Below are 21,565 nucleotides of genomic sequence, written 5' to 3'. Positions count from 1 at the left end.
GTCTCTCTGGCTCGGCGACGGCCGCCGGGCGGTGGCACGCTTCGAAAGCGACGAGACCCTGCGCGCTGACGCAGTCGACGCGCTCGGATCACTGCGTGCGCTCGGGATGACGGTGCACATGGCGAGCGGAGACGCTGCCGGGCGCGTGGCCGGCATCGCGTCGCGGCTGTCGATCGACACTGCGCTCGCGCGGCAGTCGCCGGAGGCGAAGCTCGCCTACGTGCGAGCCCTGCAAGCGCGCGGACGCGTGGTTGCGATGGTGGGCGATGGCATCAACGACGCACCGGTGCTCGCCGGCGCCGACGTATCCATCGCCATCGGAAGCGGTGCGGCGCTTGCGCAGCGCGCAGGCGACATCGTGCTCACCGGCAGTTCGCTTGCGCGCATCGCGCAGGCCGCGTCGCTGGCGCGCCGCACGCGCACCGTGATCCGGCAGAACCTCGGGTGGGCGCTTGCGTACAACGTGGTCGCGCTGCCCGCGGCGGTGACGGGCATCGTGCCGCCGTGGATGGCGGCGCTCGGCATGAGCCTGTCATCGCTCGCGGTGACGCTCAATGCACTGCGACTGGCGAGGGCCGTCCCGTGAACATCCTTCTGCTGCTGATCCCGCTAAGTCTGATGCTGCTCGGCATCGCGGTGTATGCGTTCTGGTGGGCGGTCGACCGCGGCCAGTTCGACGACCTCGACACGCCCGCGATCGACATCCTGCACGACGACCCGCCGCGCGACTGACGTGGGCATCGCCTGGCTCACGCTGTTTTCCGCGTTGCTGACGGGTCTCGTCGGCAGCGGCCACTGTGCCGCCATGTGCGGCGGCATTGCGACCGGGTTTCCGGCCATGGCGCCGCGCGCCAGCTGGCGCTATGTCGTCGAACCCAACCTCGGGCGCGTGCTCGGCTACGCCGCGGCGGGCGCAATCGCCGGCGGCATCGGGCACGGGATCGTCGACGTCGCGGCGCTGCCATGGTTGCGAACCGCGCTGCGGACCGGCACGGGCCTGTTGATGATCGTCATCGGCCTGCGCCTGGGCAGCGCCATCCGCGCGACGCCCTACTCTGGCACCGCCGGCGGGCTGTGGCGGGTGCTCAAGCCGCTTCAGCGCCGGCTGCTTCCAGCGAATTCGTCGGGCAGGCGGCTGGCGCTGGGCGCTCTGTGGGGATGGATGCCATGCGGCCTCAGCACCTCGCTCCTCACCGCGGCCTGGTTGCAGGCCAGTGCGGCGAATGGCGCACTGACGATGGCAGTGTTCGGCCTCGGCACGATGCCGGTGATGCTGCCGCTTGCCTGGTCCGGCGCGCAGGTCGGGCGGCGACTGCTGCAGGGCGGCCTGCGTGCCGCCGCTGGCGTCGTGGTGGCCGTTGGCGGGGTCGTCACCGTCGCCGCGCCGTGGCTGGTGGCCATGCCGGCGCTGCACGGCCCGCTCCGGCTGCTGGGTTGCCTGCCCGTGTGAACCGCTCAGGCGCGGACGCGGGCGCGGTCGCCCGGAGGCTCCGATCCATGCGCCAGACGGTCGAGTTCGGCGACATCGAGAATCTGCACCTTGCGCCCGTGCACCGAGATCACGCCGTCCTCCTGCAGCCGCGTGAAGCCGCGGCTGACGGTTTCGAGCGCGAGGCCGAGGAAACGCGCGATGTCCTCGCGGCTCATCGGCAGTCGGATGGTTTCCGACGGCTCCCCGATCGTGCGCAGGCGCTCGCTCAGCCCATGCAGGAAAAGCGCGATGCGTTCGTTGGCCTGGCGCCGGACCAGCATCTCGCGGTGGTCCTGGTCGCGGCCCACGCTCTGGCCGATGACACGCATGAGCTGGCGCTGCAGGCCCGGCACGTGCGCCGCCACGTTCGACAGCTCGTCGAACGGCACCTCGCAGACGTTCGCGCGAGTAAGCGCGACCGCTTCGCAGCGATGGACGCCGGTGCCGAGTGCGTCCAGCCCGACCAGCTCACCCGGCAGGTGGAAGCCGATCACCTGTTCGTCGCCGTCCTCGTTGACCAGCACGGTCTTGAAGGCGCCGTCGCGGGCAACGAAGACCGCGTCGAGCCGGTCACCCTGGCGGAAAAGGCGTTCGCCGACTTCCACAGGCCGCTTGCGCTTGACGATGGCCTCGAGCTCCTGCAGTTCGCGCAGGTTGATGCCTGCCGGCAGGCAGAGCTGCTGCAGCGAGCAGCTCGCACACCCCTTGCGGAGCGTGATGAGGTCAAGGGTCGGAGTCGCCATGGGTACGCTTATGGTACGAAACACCAGCGTAACCCAGCCGCCTCCAATCGTTGGTGACCGGCTCCGCGCTTGCGCGAGCGTGGCCCGTTCCCGGCTGGCGCCGCCGAGGGTGCCAAGGCGGCGGCGCCGGCTCGGGCTCGGGCTCGGGCTCGGGCTCGGGCTCGGGCTCGGGCTCGGGCAGACGGTTTCATCGTCGATTGATCCGGGTCAAGTCGGGATCGGGTCGCGCTGGCTAGTCTCGCCCTATGGCGACCACCGTTCCCACGATCGATCGCGGCCTTCTCGAGCGCTACAACCGCCCGGGCCCGCGCTACACCTCCTACCCCACCGCGCCGCAGTTCCGCGAGGCGTTCGGCGAGGCCGAGCTGCGCGCGGCCGCGACCGCCAGCAACGGCGATCCGATTCCGCGCCGCCTGTCCCTGTACGTGCACGTGCCGTTCTGCACCAGCCCCTGCTTCTACTGTGGCTGCAACCGGATCATCACCCGCGACAAGGCGCGCGCCGAGGTCTATCTCGCGCGGCTCTACCGCGAGATCGCGCTCACCGCGGACCTGTTCGACCGCGACCGCGAAGTGATCCAGCTGCACTTCGGTGGCGGCACGCCGAATTTCCTGTCCCCCGGACAGCTCGGCGAGGTGGTCGAAACCCTGCGTCGCCATTTCCACTTCGCCGCCGCGCGCGACAGCGACATTTCGATCGAACTTGATCCCCGCTTCGTGGACCCGGCGGACATCGCGGCCTTGGGACGAATCGGTTTCAACCGCGCCAGCCTGGGCGTTCAGGATTTCGATCCGGACGTTCAGGCGGCCGTCAACCGCATCCAGAGCGTCGACGAAACACGGGCCGTGGTCGATGCGTGCCGCGACGCCGGCTTCCGCTCCGTCAACATCGACCTGATCTACGGCCTGCCGCGCCAGTCCCTGGGCGGTTTTGAACGCACGCTGGATCGCGTGCTCGAGATCCACCCCGACCGCCTCGCGGTCTACAGCTACGCGCACCTGCCCGACCTTTTCCGCGCGCAGAAGCACATCGTCGCGGAAGACCTGCCGCCGCCGGACCTCAAACTCGCGCTGATGCACATGGCGATCAGCCGGCTCACGGCGGCCGGCTATGCCTACATCGGCATGGATCATTTCGCGCTGCCCGACGACGAGCTCGCGACGGCCCAGGCGCGCGGCGGGCTGCATCGCAATTTCATGGGCTACACCACGCACGCCGACAGCGACCTGATCGGGCTCGGAGTCAGTTCGATCAGCCACATCGGCAGCACGTTCAGCCAGAACCCGCGCGACCTGCTCAGCTGGGAAACGGCGCTCGACGAAGGCCGGCTTCCGGTATTCCGCGGCCTGCACCTGAGCGAGGACGACGAGCTGCGCGCAGACCTCATCCAGTCGCTCATGTGCCAGGGCGCGATCCCCGTGGCCGCGCTCGAGCGCCGGTACGGCATCCAGTTCGACCGCTACTTCCACGATGCGCTCCACGCGCTCGAACCGCTGGAAGCCGACGGCCTGGTACGACGCGAGGACGGGTGCATCGTGGCCACCTCGCAGGGGCGGCTGCTGCTGCGTAATATCGCCATGTGCTTCGACGCCTACCTCGACCGCCCCGCCGACATCGCCCGCCCGCGCTTCTCCCGTGCGATCTGAAGCATTGGGCGTCGCGTCCGTGAGCCTCACGCCGTTCCCGCGGCAGGATGCGCGCACGCTCTCCGACGACGGCGACGCGCTGCACTTCTGCGCCACCTGCGCGTTTTCCGACGCGTGCCTGTCGCAGGGCATGGACAAGTCGTCGCTGCAGGAACTGCATGTGCTGGTCGAGCATGTCGGCCCACTGTCGGCCGGCGATCACGTCTTCCGCGAGGGCGACCACTTCGAGGCGATCGCCGCGGTGCGCGCCGGTACCGTCAAGACCTATGTCATCGATCGCGACGGCCGCGAGCACGTGCTGGGCTTCCACCTGCCCGGTGAAGTGATCGGGCTCAATGCGATCGACGGCGACCACTATCCGTGCAATGCGGTCGCGCTCGACACGGTGATGCTGTGTCGTTTCTCGTTTCCGCAGATCGAAGTCCTCGCCACGCGCGTGCCCGGCCTGCAGCGGCAGTTGTTTCGGCTGATGAGCCGCGATATCGGCCGCGCTGCGCTGCTCGCCGGTGATTTCAGCGCCGACCAGCGCACCGCCGCATTCCTCATCGGGTTCTCGCGACGCCTCGCCGCGCGCGGCTTCTCGCCGCATCGCTTCCAGTTGACGATGGCGCGCACCGACATCGCCAATTACCTGCGCCTGGCACCGGAAACCGTCAGCCGCGTGCTCAAGCGCTTCCAGCAGGATGGGCTTGTGGCGGTGGATCGCCGCGAACTGGAACTGCTCGACCAGGCTGCGCTGGAAACGTTGGCCGCGCCCGTCCTGCGCGATTGACCGCGCCGCCGGTCGCCCATCGGCCTTTGGATTGACCTGAATCAAGGTGGCGCCGCTCGCGCACGGCCAGCATGTCTCCCAACAGAAAAGGGAGTCATGGGATGAACAGTACACGCAGGTTGTGGTGGGGACTCGCCGCGTTGCTGGCCGCGTCGTTCTCGTTATTGCTTTGGGCCGGCGGCGAAATCTTCCGCGCGGCGCCGCCGATACCCGAGCGCGTCGTGGCCCAGAACGGAGACGTGATCTATACGCGCGCCGATATCGAACGCGGCCGGCAGGTCTGGCAGTCGATGGGCGGCATGCAACTGGGCTCGATATGGGGCCATGGCGCTTACGTCGCGCCCGACTGGTCGGCCGACTGGCTGCATCGCGAAGCGATCGCGGTGCTCGATGGCTGGGCACGCGCCGAAGGCGTGGCCACCTACGCCGAGCTGACGCCGGAACGCCAGGCGGCATTGCAGGCGCGACTGCAGCCGATGATGCGTCGCAATACGTACGACGCGAACACCGGCACGATCACCGTGTCGCCGGAACGCGCTGCGGCGGCGGTCGCCGTCGCGCAGCACTACGAGAGCCTGTTCGGCAGCGACCCCGCGACGCATGCGCTGCGCGAGGCCTATGCCATGAAGGAAGGCACGGTCACCGACGCGACGAACCGTCACGAACTCACGGCGTTCTTCTGGTGGACGGCCTGGGCTGCGACCACCGAGCGCAAGATGCCCGCCGCGGCCGCACCCACGAGCGGCGAGCCGGCCAGTCAGGTCGTCACCTACACCAACAACTGGCCGCATGAGCCGTTGGTGGGCAACAAGCCCGCGCCTGCCCTGTGGGCGTGGTCGCTGTTCAGCGTGCTGTTCCTGATCGCCGGTGTGGCACTGCTGGGCTGGTGGCACGCGCGCACGAAGGAAGAGCATGTCCTGACCCTACCGTCCAGCGATCCGTTGGCGCTGCTGCGCATCACGCCGTCGATGCGCGCAACCGCGAAGTATTTCTGGGTCGTCCTCGCGCTGTTCCTCACGCAGATCCTGCTCGGCGCCATGACCGCGCACTTCCAGGTGGAAGGCCAGAAGGCCTACGGCTTCGACCTCTCGAGCATCCTGCCGTACTCGATCACGCGTACCTGGCACACGCAGCTCGCGGTGCTCTGGATCGCGGTGGCCTGGCTCGGCACCGGCCTGTACATCGCGCCCGCGTTGAGCGGGCATGAACCGCGCTTCCAGCGACTTGGCGTCAATTTCCTGTGGGTCTGCCTGCTCGTCATCGTGATCGGCTCGTTCACCGGCCAGTGGATGGCGGTGATGCAGAAGCTCGGCCTGAAGTACAACTTCTGGTTCGGCCACCAGGGCTGGGAATACGCCGACATGGGTCGCTTCTGGCAAGTGTTCCTGTTCATCGGCCTGATGCTGTGGCTCACGCTGGTCGGCCGCGCGCTGTGGCCGGTGCTGCGCTCCACCAAGGACGAGACCAAGCCGATCGTCGCGCTGCTGTTCCTCTCGACCGTGTGCATCGGCCTGTTCTTCGGATCGGCGCTGATGTGGGGCGAGAAGACGCACATCGCGGAAGTCGAATACTGGCGGTGGTGGCTCGTGCACCTGTGGGTCGAGGGCTTCTTCGAGGTGTTCGCCGCCGCGGTGATGTCGCTGATCTTCGTGAAGCTCGGGCTGGTGCGTGCCAAGACCGCCTCCACCGCCGTGCTGTTCTCGACGGTGGTGTTCATGACCGGCGGCGTGCTCGGCACGCTGCACCACCTCTACTTCGTCGGTACGCCGACGGCCGTGGTGGCGCTGGGGGCGAGTTTCTCCGCGCTGGAAGTGGTGCCGCTGGCTTTCATCGGCTTCGAGGCGTTCCACACCTACCGCATGGGCCAGGCCACGCCGTGGATGGCGCGCTACAAGTGGATGATCCTGTTCTTCGTCGCGGTGAGCTTCTGGAACCTGATCGGCGCGGGCCTGTTCGGCTTCCTGATCAATCCGCCGCTGTCGCTGTACTACATGCAGGGCCTCAACCTCACCGCACTGCATGGCCACACCGCGCTGTTCGGCGTGTACGGCATGCTCGGCCTGGGCCTGATGCTGTTCTGCCTGCGCGGCCTGCGTGGACAGATGGTGTGGAACACGGCGCCGCTGAAGGTCGCGTTCTGGTCGATGAACATCGGCCTGGCGATGATGGCGGTGTTCACCCTGCTGCCGATGGGCCTGATGCAACTGATGGCGAGCATCGAGCACGGCTATGCGTATGCGCGCTCGGCCGAGTTCATGAACCGGCCGATCATCGACATGCTGGTATGGATGCGCGTACCCGGCGACACGATCTTCAGTGTCGGCGCCCTGTCGCTCGCCTGGTTCGTGCTGCGGCTTTGGGTAGCGCCACGTCGCGAAGGTGCGGTCGCGGACACGGCGCCCGCGCGTCGCTGAGCGCTGCAATGGATACAAGCGACGGCCCGGCCCCTGCGCCGGGCCGTCGTGTTCCAGGCATGGAGAATCCGATGACCGACACATCCCCGCGCCTGCCCGTCGCCGAACCGCTGCCGGACATCAGCATCGACGCCGGACTTGTCGCACCCTTGCTGGGCCTCGACGTGCTCACGTTCCGCGCGCTCATGGCTGACGGTCACATCAGCGTCCTTTGCGAACGCGGCGTCGGCGAAGACTCCGGCCGCTACCGCGCCACGTTCTATCACCGCGACAGGCGTGCGCGCCTGGTGGTCGATGCGAACGGCGAACCCTTGCCAGGCCACACCGAACCGCGGCCGGACTCGACGTCTTGAACACTGCGCGAGAGTGGGTCCGCGACGCCGTCGCCGCACTCGCTCGCGAAGCCGCGCGCTCGGCCGACACGCACCTGCTCCACGTCGCCACGCCGACGCATCCGGGCATCGACTTCTACTTCAAGGACGAGTCCTCACATCCGTCCGGCAGCCTGAAACACCGGCTGGCGCGCTCGCTCTTCCTGTACGCGCTGTGCAACGGCCGTCTCGAGAAGGGGCAGCACGTCGTCGATGCATCGTCGGGCAGCACCGCCATCTCCGAGGCCTGGTTCGCCCGTCTGCTCGACCTCGAGTTCACCGCAGTCATGCCGGCCTGCACGGCGCCGGAAAAGATCCGCATGGTCGAACGCCTCGGTGGCCGCTGCGACCTCGTCGACGATCCGTCGCACGCGCACGCGCGCGCCGATCGGCATCGGGAGGCGGGCGCCTGCCATCTCGACCAGTTCGGCCTCGCGGAGCGCGCAACGGACTGGCGCGGCAACAACAACATCGCCGAATCGCTGATGTCGCAACTCGCGCGCGAACGCCATCCGGTGCCGACGTGGATCGTCTGTGGCGCTGGCACCGGCGGCACGTCGGCGACCATCGGCCGCTACCTGCGCTACCGCGGCCTCGACACGCAGCTGTGCGTCGCCGAGCCCACAGGGCGTGCCTTCGCGATCGGTTGGTCGACACGCGACGCCGAGGCAGAGGCGACACGCCCGACCGTCATCGAAGGCATCGGCCGGCCGCGAGCGGAACCGGGCTTCCTGTATGACGTGGTGGACCGCGTGGTCGAAGTGGACGATGCGCGTTCGATCGAGACATTGCACCGCCTCGAGACTCTGCTCGGCCAGCGCTACGGCGGCTCCTCGGGCACCAACTTCGCCGCCTGCCTGCAACTCGCCGACGAGATGCGCGCGGCCGGCCAGCGCGGCAGCGTGGTCAGTCTCCTGTGCGACCGCGGCGACCGCTATGCGCAGACGTTGTATTCGCCCGCGTGGCTTTCCGCGCACGGTCTGGCGACAGCGGTCACCGACGACCGCGCGGCAGCGGGCGTCTCCCCGATCTGATCTGGATCAATGCGGGGCACCGGGCGGCCGACGAGACTGTCGCCATGCACTCGACCGCCGACTCGACACCCAGGGCTGCGCAGCTCTTCGCTGCGCCGCACCGCCTGCTGTTCTTCGTGGGCGCCAGCAACGTGTTGCTGGCGATGGCGTGGTGGGCTGCGTGGCTCGGCGCCGCGCGCTTCGGCGCCGCCATGCCATCGCCACGCCCTTATGCGGGCTGGCTGCATGCGTTCGTCATGCAGTACCAGATGCTGCCGAGCTTCGTATTCGGTTTCCTGCTCACCACCTTCCCCCGCTGGATGGGGCTGCCCGATGTCGACCGGTGGCGCTATGCGCCGGTGGGCGTGGGCCTGTTCGGCGGGCAGCTCGCGACCTTGCTCGGCGCGATCGGTTGGGATGCGGGCATCGTCGTCGGCGCCTTCATGACGCTCGCGGGCTGGCTCGCGGGCATCGCCACGCTCGCCCCGCTGCTCTGGCGCGAGAAGGGAACCACGTGGCATGCGCGCTCGTGCTTCGCGGCGCTCGTGGTGGGGCTCGTCGGTCTGCTGGCGTGGATCGGCTTCCTGCTCACCGGCTCGCCGATGTCGGCCTACGCCGCGATCAAGCTGGGCGGCTTCGGCCTGCTGCTGCCGCTGTACTGGACGGTCGCGCACCGCATGTTCCCCTTCTTCGCAGGTGCCGTGGTCAAGCCGTACGCGGTATGGCGGCCCATGTGGCTGCTCGCCGCCATGTGGCCCGCGGTGCTGCTGCATCTGGGCCTCGAGCTCATGCATGCCTACGCGTGGACCTGGCTACCCGATTTCGCGTTGCTGGCGCTCTCCGCCACCGCGCTCGTGCGCTGGTGGCCGCGAGGCCGCAAACCTTTCATCCTGACCGCGCTGTTCCTGGGCTATGCGTGGCTGCCGGTCGCCTTCGCGCTGTACATCGTGCAGAGCCTCGCCTACCTGCTGCAGGGGGTCTTCCCGCTCGGCCGGGCGCCGGCGCATGCGCTGTTCATCGGGTTCTTCGGCTCGGTGCTCATCGCGATGGTCACGCGCGTGACGCAGGGCCATTCGGGACGCCCGCTGTCCATGCCGCCGGTGGCGGTCTACGCGTTCGCCGCGATCAACATGGTGGCGGTCGTGCGGATCGTCGCGGAAGTGAGCCGCGATCCGATGCTGTGGCAGACGCTCGCCGCGGCCGGCTGGCTGGTGGCGCTGACGCCTTGGATCCTGCGCCTGGGCCGCATCTATCTGGCGCCGCGTGTCGACGGCAAGGCGGGCTGAGGCGAACCCCGATGATCGAGTTCTATCCGCAGATCAAGGCCGTGCACATCGCGATGGTGCTGCTGAGCGGCCTGCTGTTCGCGATGCGTGGCGCCGGCGTGCTGGCCGGAATGCGCTGGCCCATGCAGCTGGCGGTGAAGCTGCTCAGTTACGCCATCGACACCACCCTGCTCACCGCTGCGCTGATGCTCTTCACGATCCTGCCGCATGAGATGTTCTCGAACGGCTGGCTCGCGACCAAACTGGTGTTGCTGGTGGTGTACATCGGCCTTGGCACCTTCGCGCTCAAGCGCGGTCGCACGCAGCGCACGCGGGCGGTCACTTACGTCGCGGCACTGGCGGTGTTCGGCTTCATCATCTCCATCGCCCGCGCGCACCATCCGCTGGGCCCGTTCTTCATGCTGGGGAGCTGACGCATGAACGCACGCGTGCAGGACGAGCCCCTTTCCGGCGACGCGAAGCAGGAATGGGAACACCGCACGCTCGATGCCTGCTTCCTGGGCCCGTATGGCGAGAACGATGGGACGCTCGAACGGCTGGTCGTCGAGTTCCTCCGGGACCACGTCTACTGGCGGCGCAATTTCCATCCCGAGGATCCGCCGGCGATCCCGACGCGCGCGGCCGCGCATCCGGCCTACCAGGCGTTCGAGGCGCGCATGCGGCGCGAGCTGCACTCGCTGTCCGCCGCGCTCAAGCAGTCGGTGCCGTTCCACAGTCCCCGCTACATCGGGCACATGGCCTCCGACCTGCTGCTGCCGGGCCTTGCCGCGCAGATGCTCACGTTGCCGTACAACCCGAACAACGTGAGCGAGGACGCTGCGCCCGTCACGGTCGACCTGGAGGTGCGCGTCGGCCTGCAGTTCGCGCGGCTGTTCGGCTACTGCGACGACACCGCGCGCCCCGATTGCGCGTTCGGCCACCTCACCTCCGGCGGCACGCTCTCGAACTACCAGGCACTTCGCCTCGCCTTGGCACTCAAGGCCTTTCCGGTTGCGCTCATGGCGGCGGGTGTACCCGGCATCGACGCGCCGCGCACCGCGCGCGAGGCATTCAACCTGCCCCGTACCAAGGGCGTCGAACTCTTCGAGCGCTGGCTCAAGTGGCTTGCCGCCTGCACGGCGTCCGAGCAGATGCACTGGCGCGCGCGCGTCGAAGCGGAGCGGATCGAGCAGCGCGGCATCGCGGGCTTCTTCAACCTGCACCGCGCGCTGCAGATCCCGGTGGTGCTCGCGCCGGTCACTGCACACTATTCGTGGAGCAAGGGCGCGAAGCTCCTGGGGCTCGGACGCGACCAGCTCTGGAAGGTGGAGGAGCGCGGCATGCGCATGGATGCCGACGCGCTCGAAGCGACGCTTGAGCGCTGCGCGTCGCGCGATCAACCGGTGCTGCTGGTGGTCGGCGTGCTCGGCACCACCGAATACGGCACCGTGGATCCTATCGATCGCATCGTCGATGCCCGTGACCGGTGGGCGACGAAGGGCCTGGGCTTCGGCGTGCACGTCGATGGCGCATGGGGCGGTTACCTCGCCACGTTGTTCCGCAACGCGGACGGCAGCCTCCGCGCACGCGCAGACGTCGCCGCCGAGCATGCGTGTTTCCCGCAACCCGCCGTCTACGATGCATTTGCGGCGCTGGGGCGCACCGACTCGATCACTGTCGACCCGCACAAGCTCGGGTACCTGCCGTACGGCGCCGGCGCCTTCATCACCCGCGACCAGCGGCCGGTCGGACTGCTGGCCGAGCAGGCCGACTACGTGTTCCACGGCGACGCCGCGCCCGACTACTTCGCGCGCCATCGCCGCCTGGGACAGGTGATTCCCGAAGGTTCGAAGTCCGGGGCCGCCGCGGCCGCCGTGTACGTGACGCATCGCGTGTTGCCTCTCGACCACGCGAATTTCGGCGCATTGCCGCGGCAGACCATTCGCGCCGCGGAACATTTCGTCGCGCGAGCCGAAGCGTTCGCGCTCGACGTCGCGCCGTTCGCGCGCGTGACGATCCCGTTCATGCCCGACAGCAACCTCGTCGGACTTGCGCTGAACCCGGCCGGCAACGTGGAGGTCGCGCGTGCCAACCGCTTCGTGCTCGACCTGTATGCCGACCTGCACTGCGATAGCCGCCAACCGCTGCAGATGCGCCAGTTCTTCGGCTCGTCGACCACGCTGCGCCCGGGAATCGTCGGCGCCGAAGGCTTGGCGGGGCTTTGCGCGCGACTAGGCCTGGACCCCGCGACGTTCGACGACGGCGACGCTGACCGGCTCGTCATCCTTCGCCACACACTGATGAACCCATACCTGCTCGACCGCGAGAACGACATCAGCTACGTCGGCCGCTACTTCGACTACCTGGGTGAGCGCATCCGGCGGATGCTCGGACCTTGAGCGCGTCATCCGCGGGCGACTCCACGATGGGCCGCTTGGCGCGGGCGACGCGCGTACGAGCGTTGATCTCCACACTCGCCGACAGCACGCGCGTGCCAGTGGCCTGTGCCAGCGAGCGCGACCGGATCGTCCGCATGCGGGTGCGCACGCTGGCACCGGTCCTGGCCGTGCTCACGATTGCGTGGATCGCGCTCGATGCCGCGGTGCTGCAGCCCGTGGATGCCGTGCGCATCGGGTTGCTCCGCATCCTGATGGCAGCGGCGCTCGTGCTGCTGTCGCGCGCGACGTGGCGACTGAGCGCCACCGGCACGTTGCGTGCGTTCGTGTGGACGCAGGCACTGGGTTTTGGCGCCATGGAGTGGTTGCTGCAGCCTGCGCACGTGGCCGGCCAGGTCGGGTACGGACTTTTTCCCTTCGTCATCGTCACGCAGCTCGCGTTGTTCCCCGCGCCGTGGCTGCAGACGTTGCGCACCGCCGTTGCGCCGGCAGCATCGCTTCTGTTCGCGCTGCACCGTGACGGCCGCGCGCTCAGCATCGACGACTGGCGCGACGCATGGCTGCTCGTGCTGCTGACCGGGGTGGCGGCGTGGACCGGGCACGCGCAGCTGCGGCTATTGGTCGAACTCCTCGGCGCGCGGCGCGAGGCTTCGGAGGATGCGTTGACCGGACTTGCCAACCGCCGCACGCTCGACGCGCGCCTCGCCGCCGAGGCCGCGCGTGCGCGTCGCCACGGCCAGCCCTTGTCGCTGCTGATGCTCGACCTCGATCGCTTCAAGGTCGTCAACGACGAGTACGGCCACGCCGCGGGCGATCGTGTCCTCGCCGCCGCGGCGAATGCGCTTGCCGATGAGTTGCGTTCCATCGACCTGGGCGCGCGTTTCGGCGGCGAGGAGTTCGTGGCCGTCCTGCCCGACACCCCGCTCGGCGACGCGATGCGCGTGGCCGAGCGCATCCGCCGCCGGATCGCGGCGATGCCCGCCACCGTCCAGGGCCGCACGATTCCCGTCACCGTCAGCATCGGCGCCGCGGAGCTCGCCGACTCGGAAGGCATCGCCGGCGTGCTCGCGCGGACGGACGCCGCGCTGTACCGGGCCAAGCGCGGCGGACGCGACCGCTGCGTCGCCGCGCCCCCGTCCGTCCGCGCCCCCGCAGACAGCACGCCCTAACGCGCGATCGGCCGCGGCGCCCACTCGAGCTGCAGCCAGACCTTGCGCGTACCGCGCGAGAACGCGTCGGCATCGTAGGCCGCTACCTTCAACAACGACTTCAGCGTGGGCGACAACGGAACCGCCAGCGACGCATCGAATTCACGACCGTAGTGCAGGTTGCCGGCGTCGCTGCGGTAGTCGTGCCACGCCGCCTGCCATTCCAGCGCGCCGCGCGCGCGCGATTTGTCGAACTGTCCGCCCAGTGATGCATAGCGATCCTCGAGCCCCGCCGGCGGCGTGGTGGTGAAGCGATCGGCCCAGCCGTTGAACGCGTGGAGCGTGGCGAGCGGTGTTTGCAGCGCATGCCTGCCGTTGCCGCCGAGGTGCTCGGCGCCGGTCTTGAACGTGAGGCCGTGCATGGCCACCACCGCTTCGATCAGCGCGTAGCTGTGCGTGAAGTGGCCCGGGTTGCCGGCATAGTCGCGCTGGCGAGCGAACTCGCCGGCGATGCCCCAAGGGCGCGACCCATTCACCGGCGCGAGCGCGTAACGCGCGCCCCACGTCGCGGTCGACGCAGCGGGCACGTCCTGGTCGTCGATGAGGTAGCCGTACCCGGTAAGGCGATGCGGCCCGTGCGTCCACGTCCCGTTGAACAGGTGGGCGTCCAGGTTTCGCTGGCGCGCCAGTGGATCAACCGCGTTGTCGCCGTTGACGCGGTGGACGCGGGTCACCGCGCTGTAGCGCAGCACCACGTCCTTGACCGGGGACGCCTGCAGGCTGAGCGCATCGAAGGTCTGTTCGTTCTGCCGCCAGCCCGAGTTGCCGATCCATCGCTGGTTGTCGAGCACGATGCGCTGCCGCCCCAATACCGCGGCTGTTGTCCCGCGATGCCAGCGCAGCCAGGCCTGGTTGAGTTCTATGCCTTGCGGATCGGTGATCGACGGGTAGCCAGTGCGGCGATTGGCCGAGCTGTTGTAGTGGTCGCCGAGGGCGCCGACCGCTTCGGCCTCGGCGAATGATTCGAGTGCGGCCGTCACCTGCCAGCGCACGGCGCCGCGCACTCGGAGGGTGGTGGCGTTGGCGCTGTTGGCGAACAGGTCATCGTCTACCTGTTCGTAGCGCAGCCGCGCGCCTGTCTCCCAGCTCAGGCGGGGCGATGCGTCGGGCGTCGCGGCCGGCGCCAGCGCCGGCAGGAGTGAAAGGATCGATACAGCGAGAAGCGAACGACTGGTCATGACCGTCGATGTCTGTCGTGCCGATTGCACGGTGCGAGCATCGGGACGGCGCCGGTGCGGTGCATTGATGCAGGTCAACCGCGCGCGTCGTGCGCCGAAGTGGTCGACGCGCGCCAATCGTCGCGCTTGACCTGCATCAATGCGGGGCCGGTAGCGCCCGCATAACGTGCGTTCCATATGAAACGACCCTTGGAGATCGCCGTGAAGAAGTCCGTCCTCCTGCTTGCCATAAGCCTTGCGCTCGGCGCGGTTCCACAGGCGTTCGCGCAGCACGAATCGCATGGTTCAACCAATGTTTCGCCGGTGGCCGATGTCAGCTTCACGCTTCGCACGCAGATCGCCGACGGCAGGCTGGTGTTCGTCGGCGAAGCGGGCCCGATCACCGGGCAGGTAGATCCCGACCTGCACGTACCCGAAGGAAAAGTGGTCCAGATCACGCTGGTCAACAGCGATGGCGCGCTGCACGACATCACCGTGCCCGACTTCGGCGCCAAGTCCGACCAGCTTTCCGGAAAGGGGGCCGCCACGACGATCGTGTTCCGTGCGAACAAGGCAGGCACGTTCGAATACTTCTGCTCGCTGCCGGGCCACAAGGCCGCGGGCATGGTGGGCAAGCTGATCGTCGGCGACGTGAAGCAGGAAACATCGACCGCGGCCGACATCTCGCAGGATCCGCATGCGGTCGGTACCGATGTCGGCGCCCGCGCGCCGAAGAACCTCAGCATCAACCTCACCACGCACGAGGTCGAAGGTCGGCTCTCGGACGGCAGCACGTATCGCTACTGGACTTTCGACAACAAGGTGCCGGGCCCGTTCCTGCGCATCCGACTCGGTGACACCGTCAACGTGAACCTGTCCAACGCCCCCGACAGCGTGAACATCCACTCGATCGACTTCCATGCAGTCACCGGCCCCGGTGGCGGCGCGGCGGTTACGCAGGTGGCGCCCGGGCAGACCAAGTCGTTCACGTTCAAGGCGCTCAATCCCGGTCTCTACGTGTACCACTGCGCGACGCCGATGGTGGCGCACCACATCTCCAACGGCATGTACGGAATGATCCTGGTCGAACCGGCCGGCGGCCTGCCCAAGGTGGATCGCGAGTTCTATGTCATGCAGGGCGAGCTGTACACGGCGCAGAAGCACGGCAGCAAGGGCCTGCAGGAATTCTCGCTGGACAAGTTGCTGGACGAGAAGCCCGAGCACCTGACCTTCAACGGCTCGATGGACGCGCTGACCAAGACGTTCCGCATGGAAGCCAAGACCGGTGAGACCGTGCGCATCTTCTTCGGCGTCGGCGGGCCCAACCTGACCTCCAGCTTCCATGTCATCGGCGAAGTCTTCGACCGCGTCTACAACCTCGCCTCGCTCACCAGCCCCCCGCTCACCAACGTGCAGACCACGCTGGTACCACCGGGCGGCGCGACGATGGTCGAGTTCAAGGTCGACCACCCGGGCAAGTACATCCTCGTCGACCACGCGCTTTCGCGGCTGGAAAAGGGGCTGGTCGGCTTCCTCTACGTCACCGGCGACGACAAGACCGAGGCGTTCCACAGCGAGACACCGATGGATCCCAACTCCGGGCATTGAGTACGCAGCCCGGCCGCCGATTACGGGCTGAACGGTTTGCCGTCGCTGGCGACAGCGGCGGCAATAACTGATCTGGATCAAGGCGGCCTGATGGATCGCGCCCGACACTGTGCATCACGCGAACACACATCAATGGAATCCGCTATGAAGACGATTGTCACGACCGCCGGCCTGCTCCTCCTTGCCGGCTTCGCCGCGCACGCTACCACCGCGTCCGCCGCCACTTGCGCAACCACGGTGCAGGCGAACGACGCGATGCAATACAACACCCGCGTCATTTCGGTGCCGGCCAGCTGCAAGCAGTTCGCGGTCACGCTCAAGCACACGGGCCAGTTGCCGGTCACGGTGATGGGCCACAACTTGGTGGTGACGAAGACCGCCGACATGGCGGGCGTCGGTGCGGATGGCATGAAGGCCGGCGCGGCGGCGAATTACGTCAAGGCGGGCGACACGCGCGTCATCGCGGCCAGCAAGCTGGTGGGCGGAGGCCAGTCGACCGTGGTGAACATTCCGGTCGCGAAGTTGAAGGCCGGCGAGTCGTATTCGTTCTTCTGCTCGTTCCCGGGCCATTCCTCGATGATGCGCGGCACGCTTTCGCTCACGAAGTAATCGCGTGTGGTGGCGGGCGCAACTGGCACATTGGTGTCGTCCCCATCGGAGAAAGCGTCGCCACCCTGGCGTTGATCTGACAGCCGCGCTGGCGCGGCAGACGTGGCGGCCGCGCCCTTCTCGGATGGCGCGGCAGGTCGCGTGTCCGATGGACGGCGTCGCCGCGTACCCGTGCACCCTGCTCCGTGCGAGTCCGTTTTGTTTGCGGGGCATTGAGCACCGCTCGAGGGGACCGTTTCGATCGTGTTCGTTGGCGACGCGCCTGCACGCGTACGTGCGGTCGTCCGGCGAACGAATCAGTCGGCCCGGGCCGGCACCATCAGGGGCCGGCCGGCACTCGCAACACAGTCAGCCACCGCAGCCGCCGCAGCATTGCGACGGCAGCCTGTCCACCACGACGCCTTCGACAGCGGCGCCCGCCCGTACAAGCACATCGAGCAGTTCCGGCGCATCGAGCATCGTGGACGCGCGGAGCTTTTGCGTGTCGGGAGCCACGTCGACAAGCGCAGCAGGGTCCGCTTCGGTTATCAGGCGGGTGAGCAACGGCAGGTCGAGCGTGGTCGGCACGCCCGCGATTTCGTACTGCATGGCATCGGCTCCAGTCGGGAGCCGTGATCATGCGTTCGCGGGCCGCCGTTCGAGCTGACCCAGATCAAGCCGGCTGCAACGTCAGAGCCGCTTGCCGACGAGCCGCTGCTTGCCGTCGACCGTGTCCGTCCAGACCGCATACGTCGCGCCATGGCTGGCGACCAGGCGCGGCATGCCGGCGCCGTTGCCGTGCGTTGACAGAGGGGCGAGCGTGATCGGCGGCTGCGTCTTCGGCGACGTCCATTCGCGATGCGCCGCGCGCAGCACCTGCCTGCCGTCGACCTCCGCGATCCAGCTTGACCATGCACCGCGCGCGTCGGCCGCCACGGCGACGCGCCCCAACACGCCCGCATCCCGCGCCAGCTGCGTGGCGTCGCCGAAGTGCAGCCCGCCATCCTCGCTCACCGCATGGAGCACGCTGGGCACGCCGTCGGGCGCGGTGAACCATGTCAGGGTGACGCGATTTCCGACGGCAGAAACGGAGGGCCCATTGACCGGGCAGCCTGGCATCACCCAGTGGTCGACGTGCACCGCACCGGTGTCGCGCCAAGCGCCGTCGCGCAGCACCGCGACGTGTATGTCGCGTACGTTCTCGCGGGTACGGTCGCGATAGGCGAGCACGGGGCCATCGGTAGCAAGCGCGACGGCGGTGTGGCAGCAATCGCAGACGGTCGTGTCGATCGCGGTCTCGCCGTGGCGTTGCAACCGCCCATCGAATACGGCCGAGCGCAGCATCTGCATGGCATCGCTGTCCTCGTGCCCATGCGGGTGGCCGCCCTGCTTGGCACGCCCGTCGAGCCATGCCACGCCGATCGCGTCGGGCGCGGCGCGCCACAGCGAGACGAATCCATGTTCGGTGGCCGTGGCGTCCGTGTTGACCGCGACCGGCGCCGACCAGCTCGCGCCCCCGTCGGCCGAACGCGACATGACGACGTCACGCGCATAGCCCCCGGAAGGCGGCGCACGCAGCCATGTCACCCACAACGCGCCGTCCTGCGTCTGCGCAACCCTCGGCGTGTCGAAGGCATTGCCGAAGCTGCCTGCAGTTGCAACGGTACTTGCGGGCGACCACCGCGTGCCGAGCCAGCGTGCGAGGCGCAGCCGATGCGTGCCCGCCGACGGCTCCACCCATGACAGCAGCAGCGCGCCATCGGGCGCGACGGCCAGGTCGGGCTGTGCTCCTGCTATCGCGGGCAGCGACCACGGCGTCTGTGCGGGGCGTGCAGTCGACGTCGCTACGTGCGCACGCGTTGCGGACGCCGTCGGCGCCGGCGGCGCATCGCGCGTGCACGCCGCCAGTGCAAACGCGAGCGTTACTGCGACGGCGAACGGCGCGGGCGTGAAGCGGAGACCAACTGTCATAACGAATCTCTATCGGCTGTAAGCGTTGATGGTATGGGTAGCAGCGTGGCCGCAGCAGTCCGGCGAATCGCGACAGCAGATTCGCGGTTGCTGTCGTCGCTGTCGTCGCTGCTATCCATGCTATTGCGCGGGCCTCGCCCAACGCCGCCGCCGCGGCATGCGACCCGCAGAAGCGCGCGGCGATCGATGCAGCGCCGGCACGAACCGCCGACACGCGTCGGTCACTTACGGCCCCTGGCATCTTCCAGCTCGATCACCTGACGTTGCACGTCGTCGCCCAGCGGCTCGTCGGTTACCACCACTGTCGCGCCGGTTTGCAGGATATCGTCGACGCGGCGCGCGGCCGCGGCGGGGATCACGATCCGGCCCGCTTCGATTGCAGCGCGCACCGGGTCGCCTTCCGGTGGTGCGGCACCCATGTCGATCGCCATCCAATGGCGCCGCGGTCGATCGGGCAACACCGGATTGCTGCCGTCGACGGTCCCGTTCAACAGGACGTAGGCGTGCGTTCCCAGCCGAAGGCCCGGCTCCACCTCGACCGCGACCTGCCCGATGCGCCGCCCGTCGCGATTCACCACCAGGCGTGCGTCGGCGAGGCTCAGAACCACGCTCACCGGTCCGCTCGGCGATGCATCGGGTGTCCAGAAGTCCTCGAGTGCCGGCATCGCGCCCTGCAGCCCCGTCGCGCGCAATACCTCGCCGCTCGCGGCAATGCCGGGGTGGCCCGCCTGGTCGCTGACGATCACCACGTCGCCCGGTCGCGTCGCGGCGAACAATGATTTCGCGAACGCCTGGGGCAGGCGGATGCAACCGTGCGACGCAGGGCGCCCGGGCAGCGTTCCGCCGTGCAGCGCGACGCCGTCCCACGTCAGGCGCTGCATCCAGGGCATCGGCGCGGCGTCGTAGAGGTTCGAGTAGTGCTCGACCTCCTTCTGCAGGATCGTGAACACCCCGACGGGGGTTTCGTGTCCCGGCTTGCCGCTGCTGATGCTCGACGCGCCGATGCGGACGCCGTTGCGATACACGTGCAACTGCTGCAGAGGCAGGCTCACCACGATGACCAGCGGCCCGGCCGGTGCCACGGAGGGCTGCCAGACATAGTGGCCCGGCTTCAGTGTCCAGGGATCGCGCGCGTCCGCCAGGAGCGCGACCGGCACGCACGCGAGCAGCGCGGCCAGGGCGAGCCTGCGGCAGAGGTGGCGGAGTGTGTTTCCCATCGCGGCCCATGCTGCGCGGGCCGGGCGCCGCGGGACTTGACGCGAATCAAGTTGCGCCAGCGGACGCGGCGTAGCGTCGAATCGCCCACGGGAGATCGCGATGAACCCAACCGCCGATGTCACGCTGCAGTTCCTCGGCGCCGCCGGCACCGTCACCGGCTCGCGCTACCTCGTGGAAAGCGCCGGCACACGGCTGCTGGTCGACTGCGGCCTGTTCCAGGGCTACAAGGTGCTGCGCGAGCGCAACCGGCGGCCCTTCCCGGTCGAGCCCGAAACGCTCGATGCGGTGGTGCTTACGCATGCGCACCTCGACCACTCGGGTTACCTGCCCAAGCTGATCCGCGAGGGCTTCCGCGGTGAGGTCTTCTGCACCGCGCCGACGCGTTCGCTGTGTTCGCTGCTGCTTCCCGACAGCGGCCGCCTGCTGGAGGAAGAGGCGCGCTACGCCGCGGCAAAGGGCTATTCGAAGCACGAACGCCCCGAACCTCTGTACACCGAGGAAGACGCGCGCGCCGCGCTGCGTCGCTTCAAACCCGTGGCATTCGACGCCCCCATCAAGCTGTTCGAAGGCTGGACACTGCGGTATGTCCGCGCGGGCCACATCCTGGGGGCTGCGCAGGCCACCATCGAGGTCGGCGGAAGCAGGCTGCATTTCACCGGCGATCTCGGTCGACCGGTCGACGCGTTGCTGCCGCCGCCATCGCCACTTCCGGATTGCGACGTGCTCGTCTGCGAATCCACCTACGGCGACCGCCAGCACCCGGCCATCGACGCGGAAGCCGAGCTCGCCGCGGCCGTCGGGCCGGTGCTTCGCCGCGGCGGCGTGGTGGTGGTACCCGCCTTCGCCGTCGGCCGCGCCCAGGAACTGCTGCTCCACCTCGCGCGTTTGCAGGAGAACGGCGTCATCGCGCCCGTTCCCGTGTACCTCAACAGCCCGATGGCCGCGAGCGCGACGGAGCTGTACCGCAGCAACGTGGGCGAGCACCGGCTCACGCGCGAGGAGTGCGATCGCATCTTCGCAATCGCGACGGTCGTGGACGGCGTGGAGGCGTCGAAGGCGCTCAACCGGCAGCACGGCCCGATGATCATCGTCTCCGCGAGCGGCATGCTTACGGGCGGCCGCGTGCTGCACCACGTCGTTGCGTTCGGCGGAGACAGGCGCAACGCGATCCTGCTTTCGGGCTATCAGGCCGGCGGCACGCGCGGCGCGGCCCTGCGCGATGGCAAGCGTTCGCTGCGCATGTTCGGGCGCGACGTCGCCATCGAAGCCGAGGTGATCCAGCTGGGCTCTTTTTCCGCACACGTCGACGCGCCCGAAATGATGGCGTGGCTGGGCGCCGCGCACACGGCGCCACGGATGACGTACGTGACGCACGGGGAGCCCGCAGCGGCGGACGCGCTCAGGCTGCGGATCCAGAACGAGCTGCACTGGCCCGTGCGCGTGCCGGACCAGGAGGAACGCGTGTTGCTGTGATCGCAGGGCACGGTGCACGGCGGGCGGTCGCTTGCGCACCGATCGCGAACTCCGGGCATCGCCGTGGACCGAAGTTGACGCCACGCAACAAGCCCGGTCGCCGCCGTGCCAGCGTGGCGATGCGTCGCGTCGGCGCTGCAGTGGCGGCTGCATCTCCCTTTCGAGCCCGGAGGCACTGCGTGGACCCAGCTGAGCGTGCACCAGCCGCAGCGCCCGCGTCCGGGCGCGGGCTGGACGCCGCCGGCGAGATC

At 68.6% G+C, this 21,565-nt stretch carries 20 protein-coding genes; 15 read left to right on the top strand and 5 right to left on the bottom strand.

Features of this window, described 5'->3' with window-relative positions; translation table 11 throughout:
- The 3 genes from FW784_RS05145 to FW784_RS05135 all read left to right on the top strand — a co-directional run.
- Positions 1-586, top strand: a 586-nt coding sequence (locus FW784_RS05145; RefSeq protein WP_149352285.1) for an HAD-IC family P-type ATPase, incomplete at its 5' end; no start/stop codon positions are given.
- The gene (gene ccoS, locus FW784_RS05140; RefSeq protein WP_149352284.1) at positions 583-732 is read left to right on the top strand and encodes a cbb3-type cytochrome oxidase assembly protein CcoS; all 150 of its coding nucleotides are present in this window, start codon (positions 583-585) and stop codon (positions 730-732) included. The genes FW784_RS05145 and ccoS, both read left to right, overlap by 4 nt.
- A gap of 1 nt (position 733) precedes the next feature.
- Positions 734-1,450 carry a sulfite exporter TauE/SafE family protein gene (locus tag FW784_RS05135; RefSeq protein WP_149352283.1) on the top strand — a complete coding sequence of 239 codons (717 nt, stop codon included), beginning with the start codon at positions 734-736 and terminating at the stop codon, positions 1,448-1,450.
- Between the two features lie 5 nt (positions 1,451-1,455).
- Here FW784_RS05135 and FW784_RS05130 read toward each other — a convergent pair whose 3' ends face one another.
- Complete coding sequence (locus tag FW784_RS05130) at positions 1,456-2,214, bottom strand: helix-turn-helix domain-containing protein (RefSeq protein WP_149352282.1); 759 nt, start codon at positions 2,212-2,214, stop codon at positions 1,456-1,458.
- A gap of 245 nt (positions 2,215-2,459) precedes the next feature.
- Between FW784_RS05130 and hemN the strand changes: the two genes are divergently transcribed.
- The 9 genes from hemN to FW784_RS05080 all read left to right on the top strand — a co-directional run bounded on the left by hemN (position 2,460) and on the right by FW784_RS05080 (position 13,260).
- The gene (gene hemN, locus FW784_RS05120; protein WP_149352281.1) at positions 2,460-3,860 is read left to right on the top strand and encodes an oxygen-independent coproporphyrinogen III oxidase; all 1,401 of its coding nucleotides are present in this window, start codon (positions 2,460-2,462) and stop codon (positions 3,858-3,860) included.
- 19 nt (positions 3,861-3,879) lie between these two features.
- Entirely contained in the window at positions 3,880-4,632 is a 753-nt protein-coding gene (locus FW784_RS05115; RefSeq protein ID WP_235893580.1) for a helix-turn-helix domain-containing protein, read from the top strand.
- Between the two features lie 101 nt (positions 4,633-4,733).
- Positions 4,734-7,046 carry a nitric-oxide reductase large subunit gene (locus FW784_RS05110; RefSeq protein WP_149352280.1) on the top strand — a complete coding sequence of 771 codons (2,313 nt, stop codon included), beginning with the start codon at positions 4,734-4,736 and terminating at the stop codon, positions 7,044-7,046.
- A gap of 71 nt (positions 7,047-7,117) precedes the next feature.
- Complete coding sequence (locus FW784_RS05105; RefSeq protein WP_149352279.1) at positions 7,118-7,399, top strand: DUF6522 family protein; 282 nt, start codon at positions 7,118-7,120, stop codon at positions 7,397-7,399.
- A complete protein-coding gene (locus FW784_RS05100; protein WP_149352278.1) occupies positions 7,396-8,451 on the top strand; it encodes a PLP-dependent cysteine synthase family protein in 1,056 nt (351 codons plus the stop codon). Before FW784_RS05105 ends, FW784_RS05100 begins: the two co-directional genes overlap by 4 nt.
- A 44-nt stretch (positions 8,452-8,495) precedes the next feature.
- Positions 8,496-9,716, top strand: a complete 1,221-nt coding sequence (locus FW784_RS05095) for an NnrS family protein (protein WP_149352277.1) — start codon at positions 8,496-8,498, stop codon at positions 9,714-9,716.
- Positions 9,717-9,727: 11 nt separating this feature from the next.
- Positions 9,728-10,129: a SirB2 family protein gene (locus tag FW784_RS05090; RefSeq protein WP_149352276.1), complete on the top strand. Its 402-nt coding sequence runs from the start codon at positions 9,728-9,730 to the stop codon at positions 10,127-10,129.
- Between the two features lie 3 nt (positions 10,130-10,132).
- On the top strand, positions 10,133-12,094 hold the full coding sequence (locus tag FW784_RS05085) for a pyridoxal phosphate-dependent decarboxylase family protein (RefSeq protein WP_149352275.1): 1,962 nt from the start codon (positions 10,133-10,135) through the stop codon (positions 12,092-12,094).
- Positions 12,091-13,260 carry a GGDEF domain-containing protein gene (locus tag FW784_RS05080; protein ID WP_149352274.1) on the top strand — a complete coding sequence of 390 codons (1,170 nt, stop codon included), beginning with the start codon at positions 12,091-12,093 and terminating at the stop codon, positions 13,258-13,260. Before FW784_RS05085 ends, FW784_RS05080 begins: the two co-directional genes overlap by 4 nt.
- Here the strand turns inward: FW784_RS05080 and FW784_RS05075 are convergent.
- Positions 13,257-14,477, bottom strand: a complete 1,221-nt coding sequence (locus FW784_RS05075) for an alginate export family protein (protein ID WP_149352273.1) — start codon at positions 14,475-14,477, stop codon at positions 13,257-13,259. The genes FW784_RS05080 and FW784_RS05075 overlap by 4 nt on opposite strands.
- 201 nt (positions 14,478-14,678) lie before the next feature.
- Here FW784_RS05075 and nirK point away from each other — a divergent pair, with 201 nt between their 5' ends.
- Positions 14,679-16,064, top strand: coding sequence for a copper-containing nitrite reductase (nirK, locus tag FW784_RS05070; protein WP_235893579.1), 1,386 nt, complete (start codon positions 14,679-14,681; stop codon positions 16,062-16,064).
- A 144-nt stretch (positions 16,065-16,208) separates the two neighbouring features.
- Positions 16,209-16,673: an azurin gene (gene azu / locus FW784_RS05065; RefSeq protein ID WP_149352272.1), complete on the top strand. Its 465-nt coding sequence runs from the start codon at positions 16,209-16,211 to the stop codon at positions 16,671-16,673.
- A gap of 348 nt (positions 16,674-17,021) precedes the next feature.
- On the opposite strand, the gene FW784_RS05060 is transcribed toward azu, so the two are convergent.
- From FW784_RS05060 to FW784_RS05050, 3 genes are all read right to left on the bottom strand, one after another.
- The gene (locus FW784_RS05060) at positions 17,022-17,261 is read right to left on the bottom strand and encodes a hypothetical protein (RefSeq protein WP_149352271.1); all 240 of its coding nucleotides are present in this window, start codon (positions 17,259-17,261) and stop codon (positions 17,022-17,024) included.
- A gap of 81 nt (positions 17,262-17,342) precedes the next feature.
- On the bottom strand, positions 17,343-18,623 hold the full coding sequence (locus tag FW784_RS05055; RefSeq protein WP_149352270.1) for a sialidase family protein: 1,281 nt from the start codon (positions 18,621-18,623) through the stop codon (positions 17,343-17,345).
- A gap of 221 nt (positions 18,624-18,844) precedes the next feature.
- On the bottom strand, positions 18,845-19,840 hold the full coding sequence (locus FW784_RS05050) for a L,D-transpeptidase (RefSeq protein ID WP_149352269.1): 996 nt from the start codon (positions 19,838-19,840) through the stop codon (positions 18,845-18,847).
- A 100-nt stretch (positions 19,841-19,940) separates the two neighbouring features.
- On the opposite strand from FW784_RS05050, the gene FW784_RS05045 reads away from it, so the two are divergent.
- Positions 19,941-21,314: an MBL fold metallo-hydrolase gene (locus FW784_RS05045; RefSeq protein ID WP_149352268.1), complete on the top strand. Its 1,374-nt coding sequence runs from the start codon at positions 19,941-19,943 to the stop codon at positions 21,312-21,314.
- Positions 21,315-21,565: the final 251 nt, after the last annotated feature.

The organism is Cognatilysobacter lacus, assembly GCF_008274655.1.
Taxonomy (GTDB): Bacteria; Pseudomonadota; Gammaproteobacteria; order Xanthomonadales; family Xanthomonadaceae; genus Cognatilysobacter; species Cognatilysobacter lacus.
Note: the sequence above shows the minus strand (reverse complement) of the source record. Positions and strands in the feature narration are given on the sequence as shown.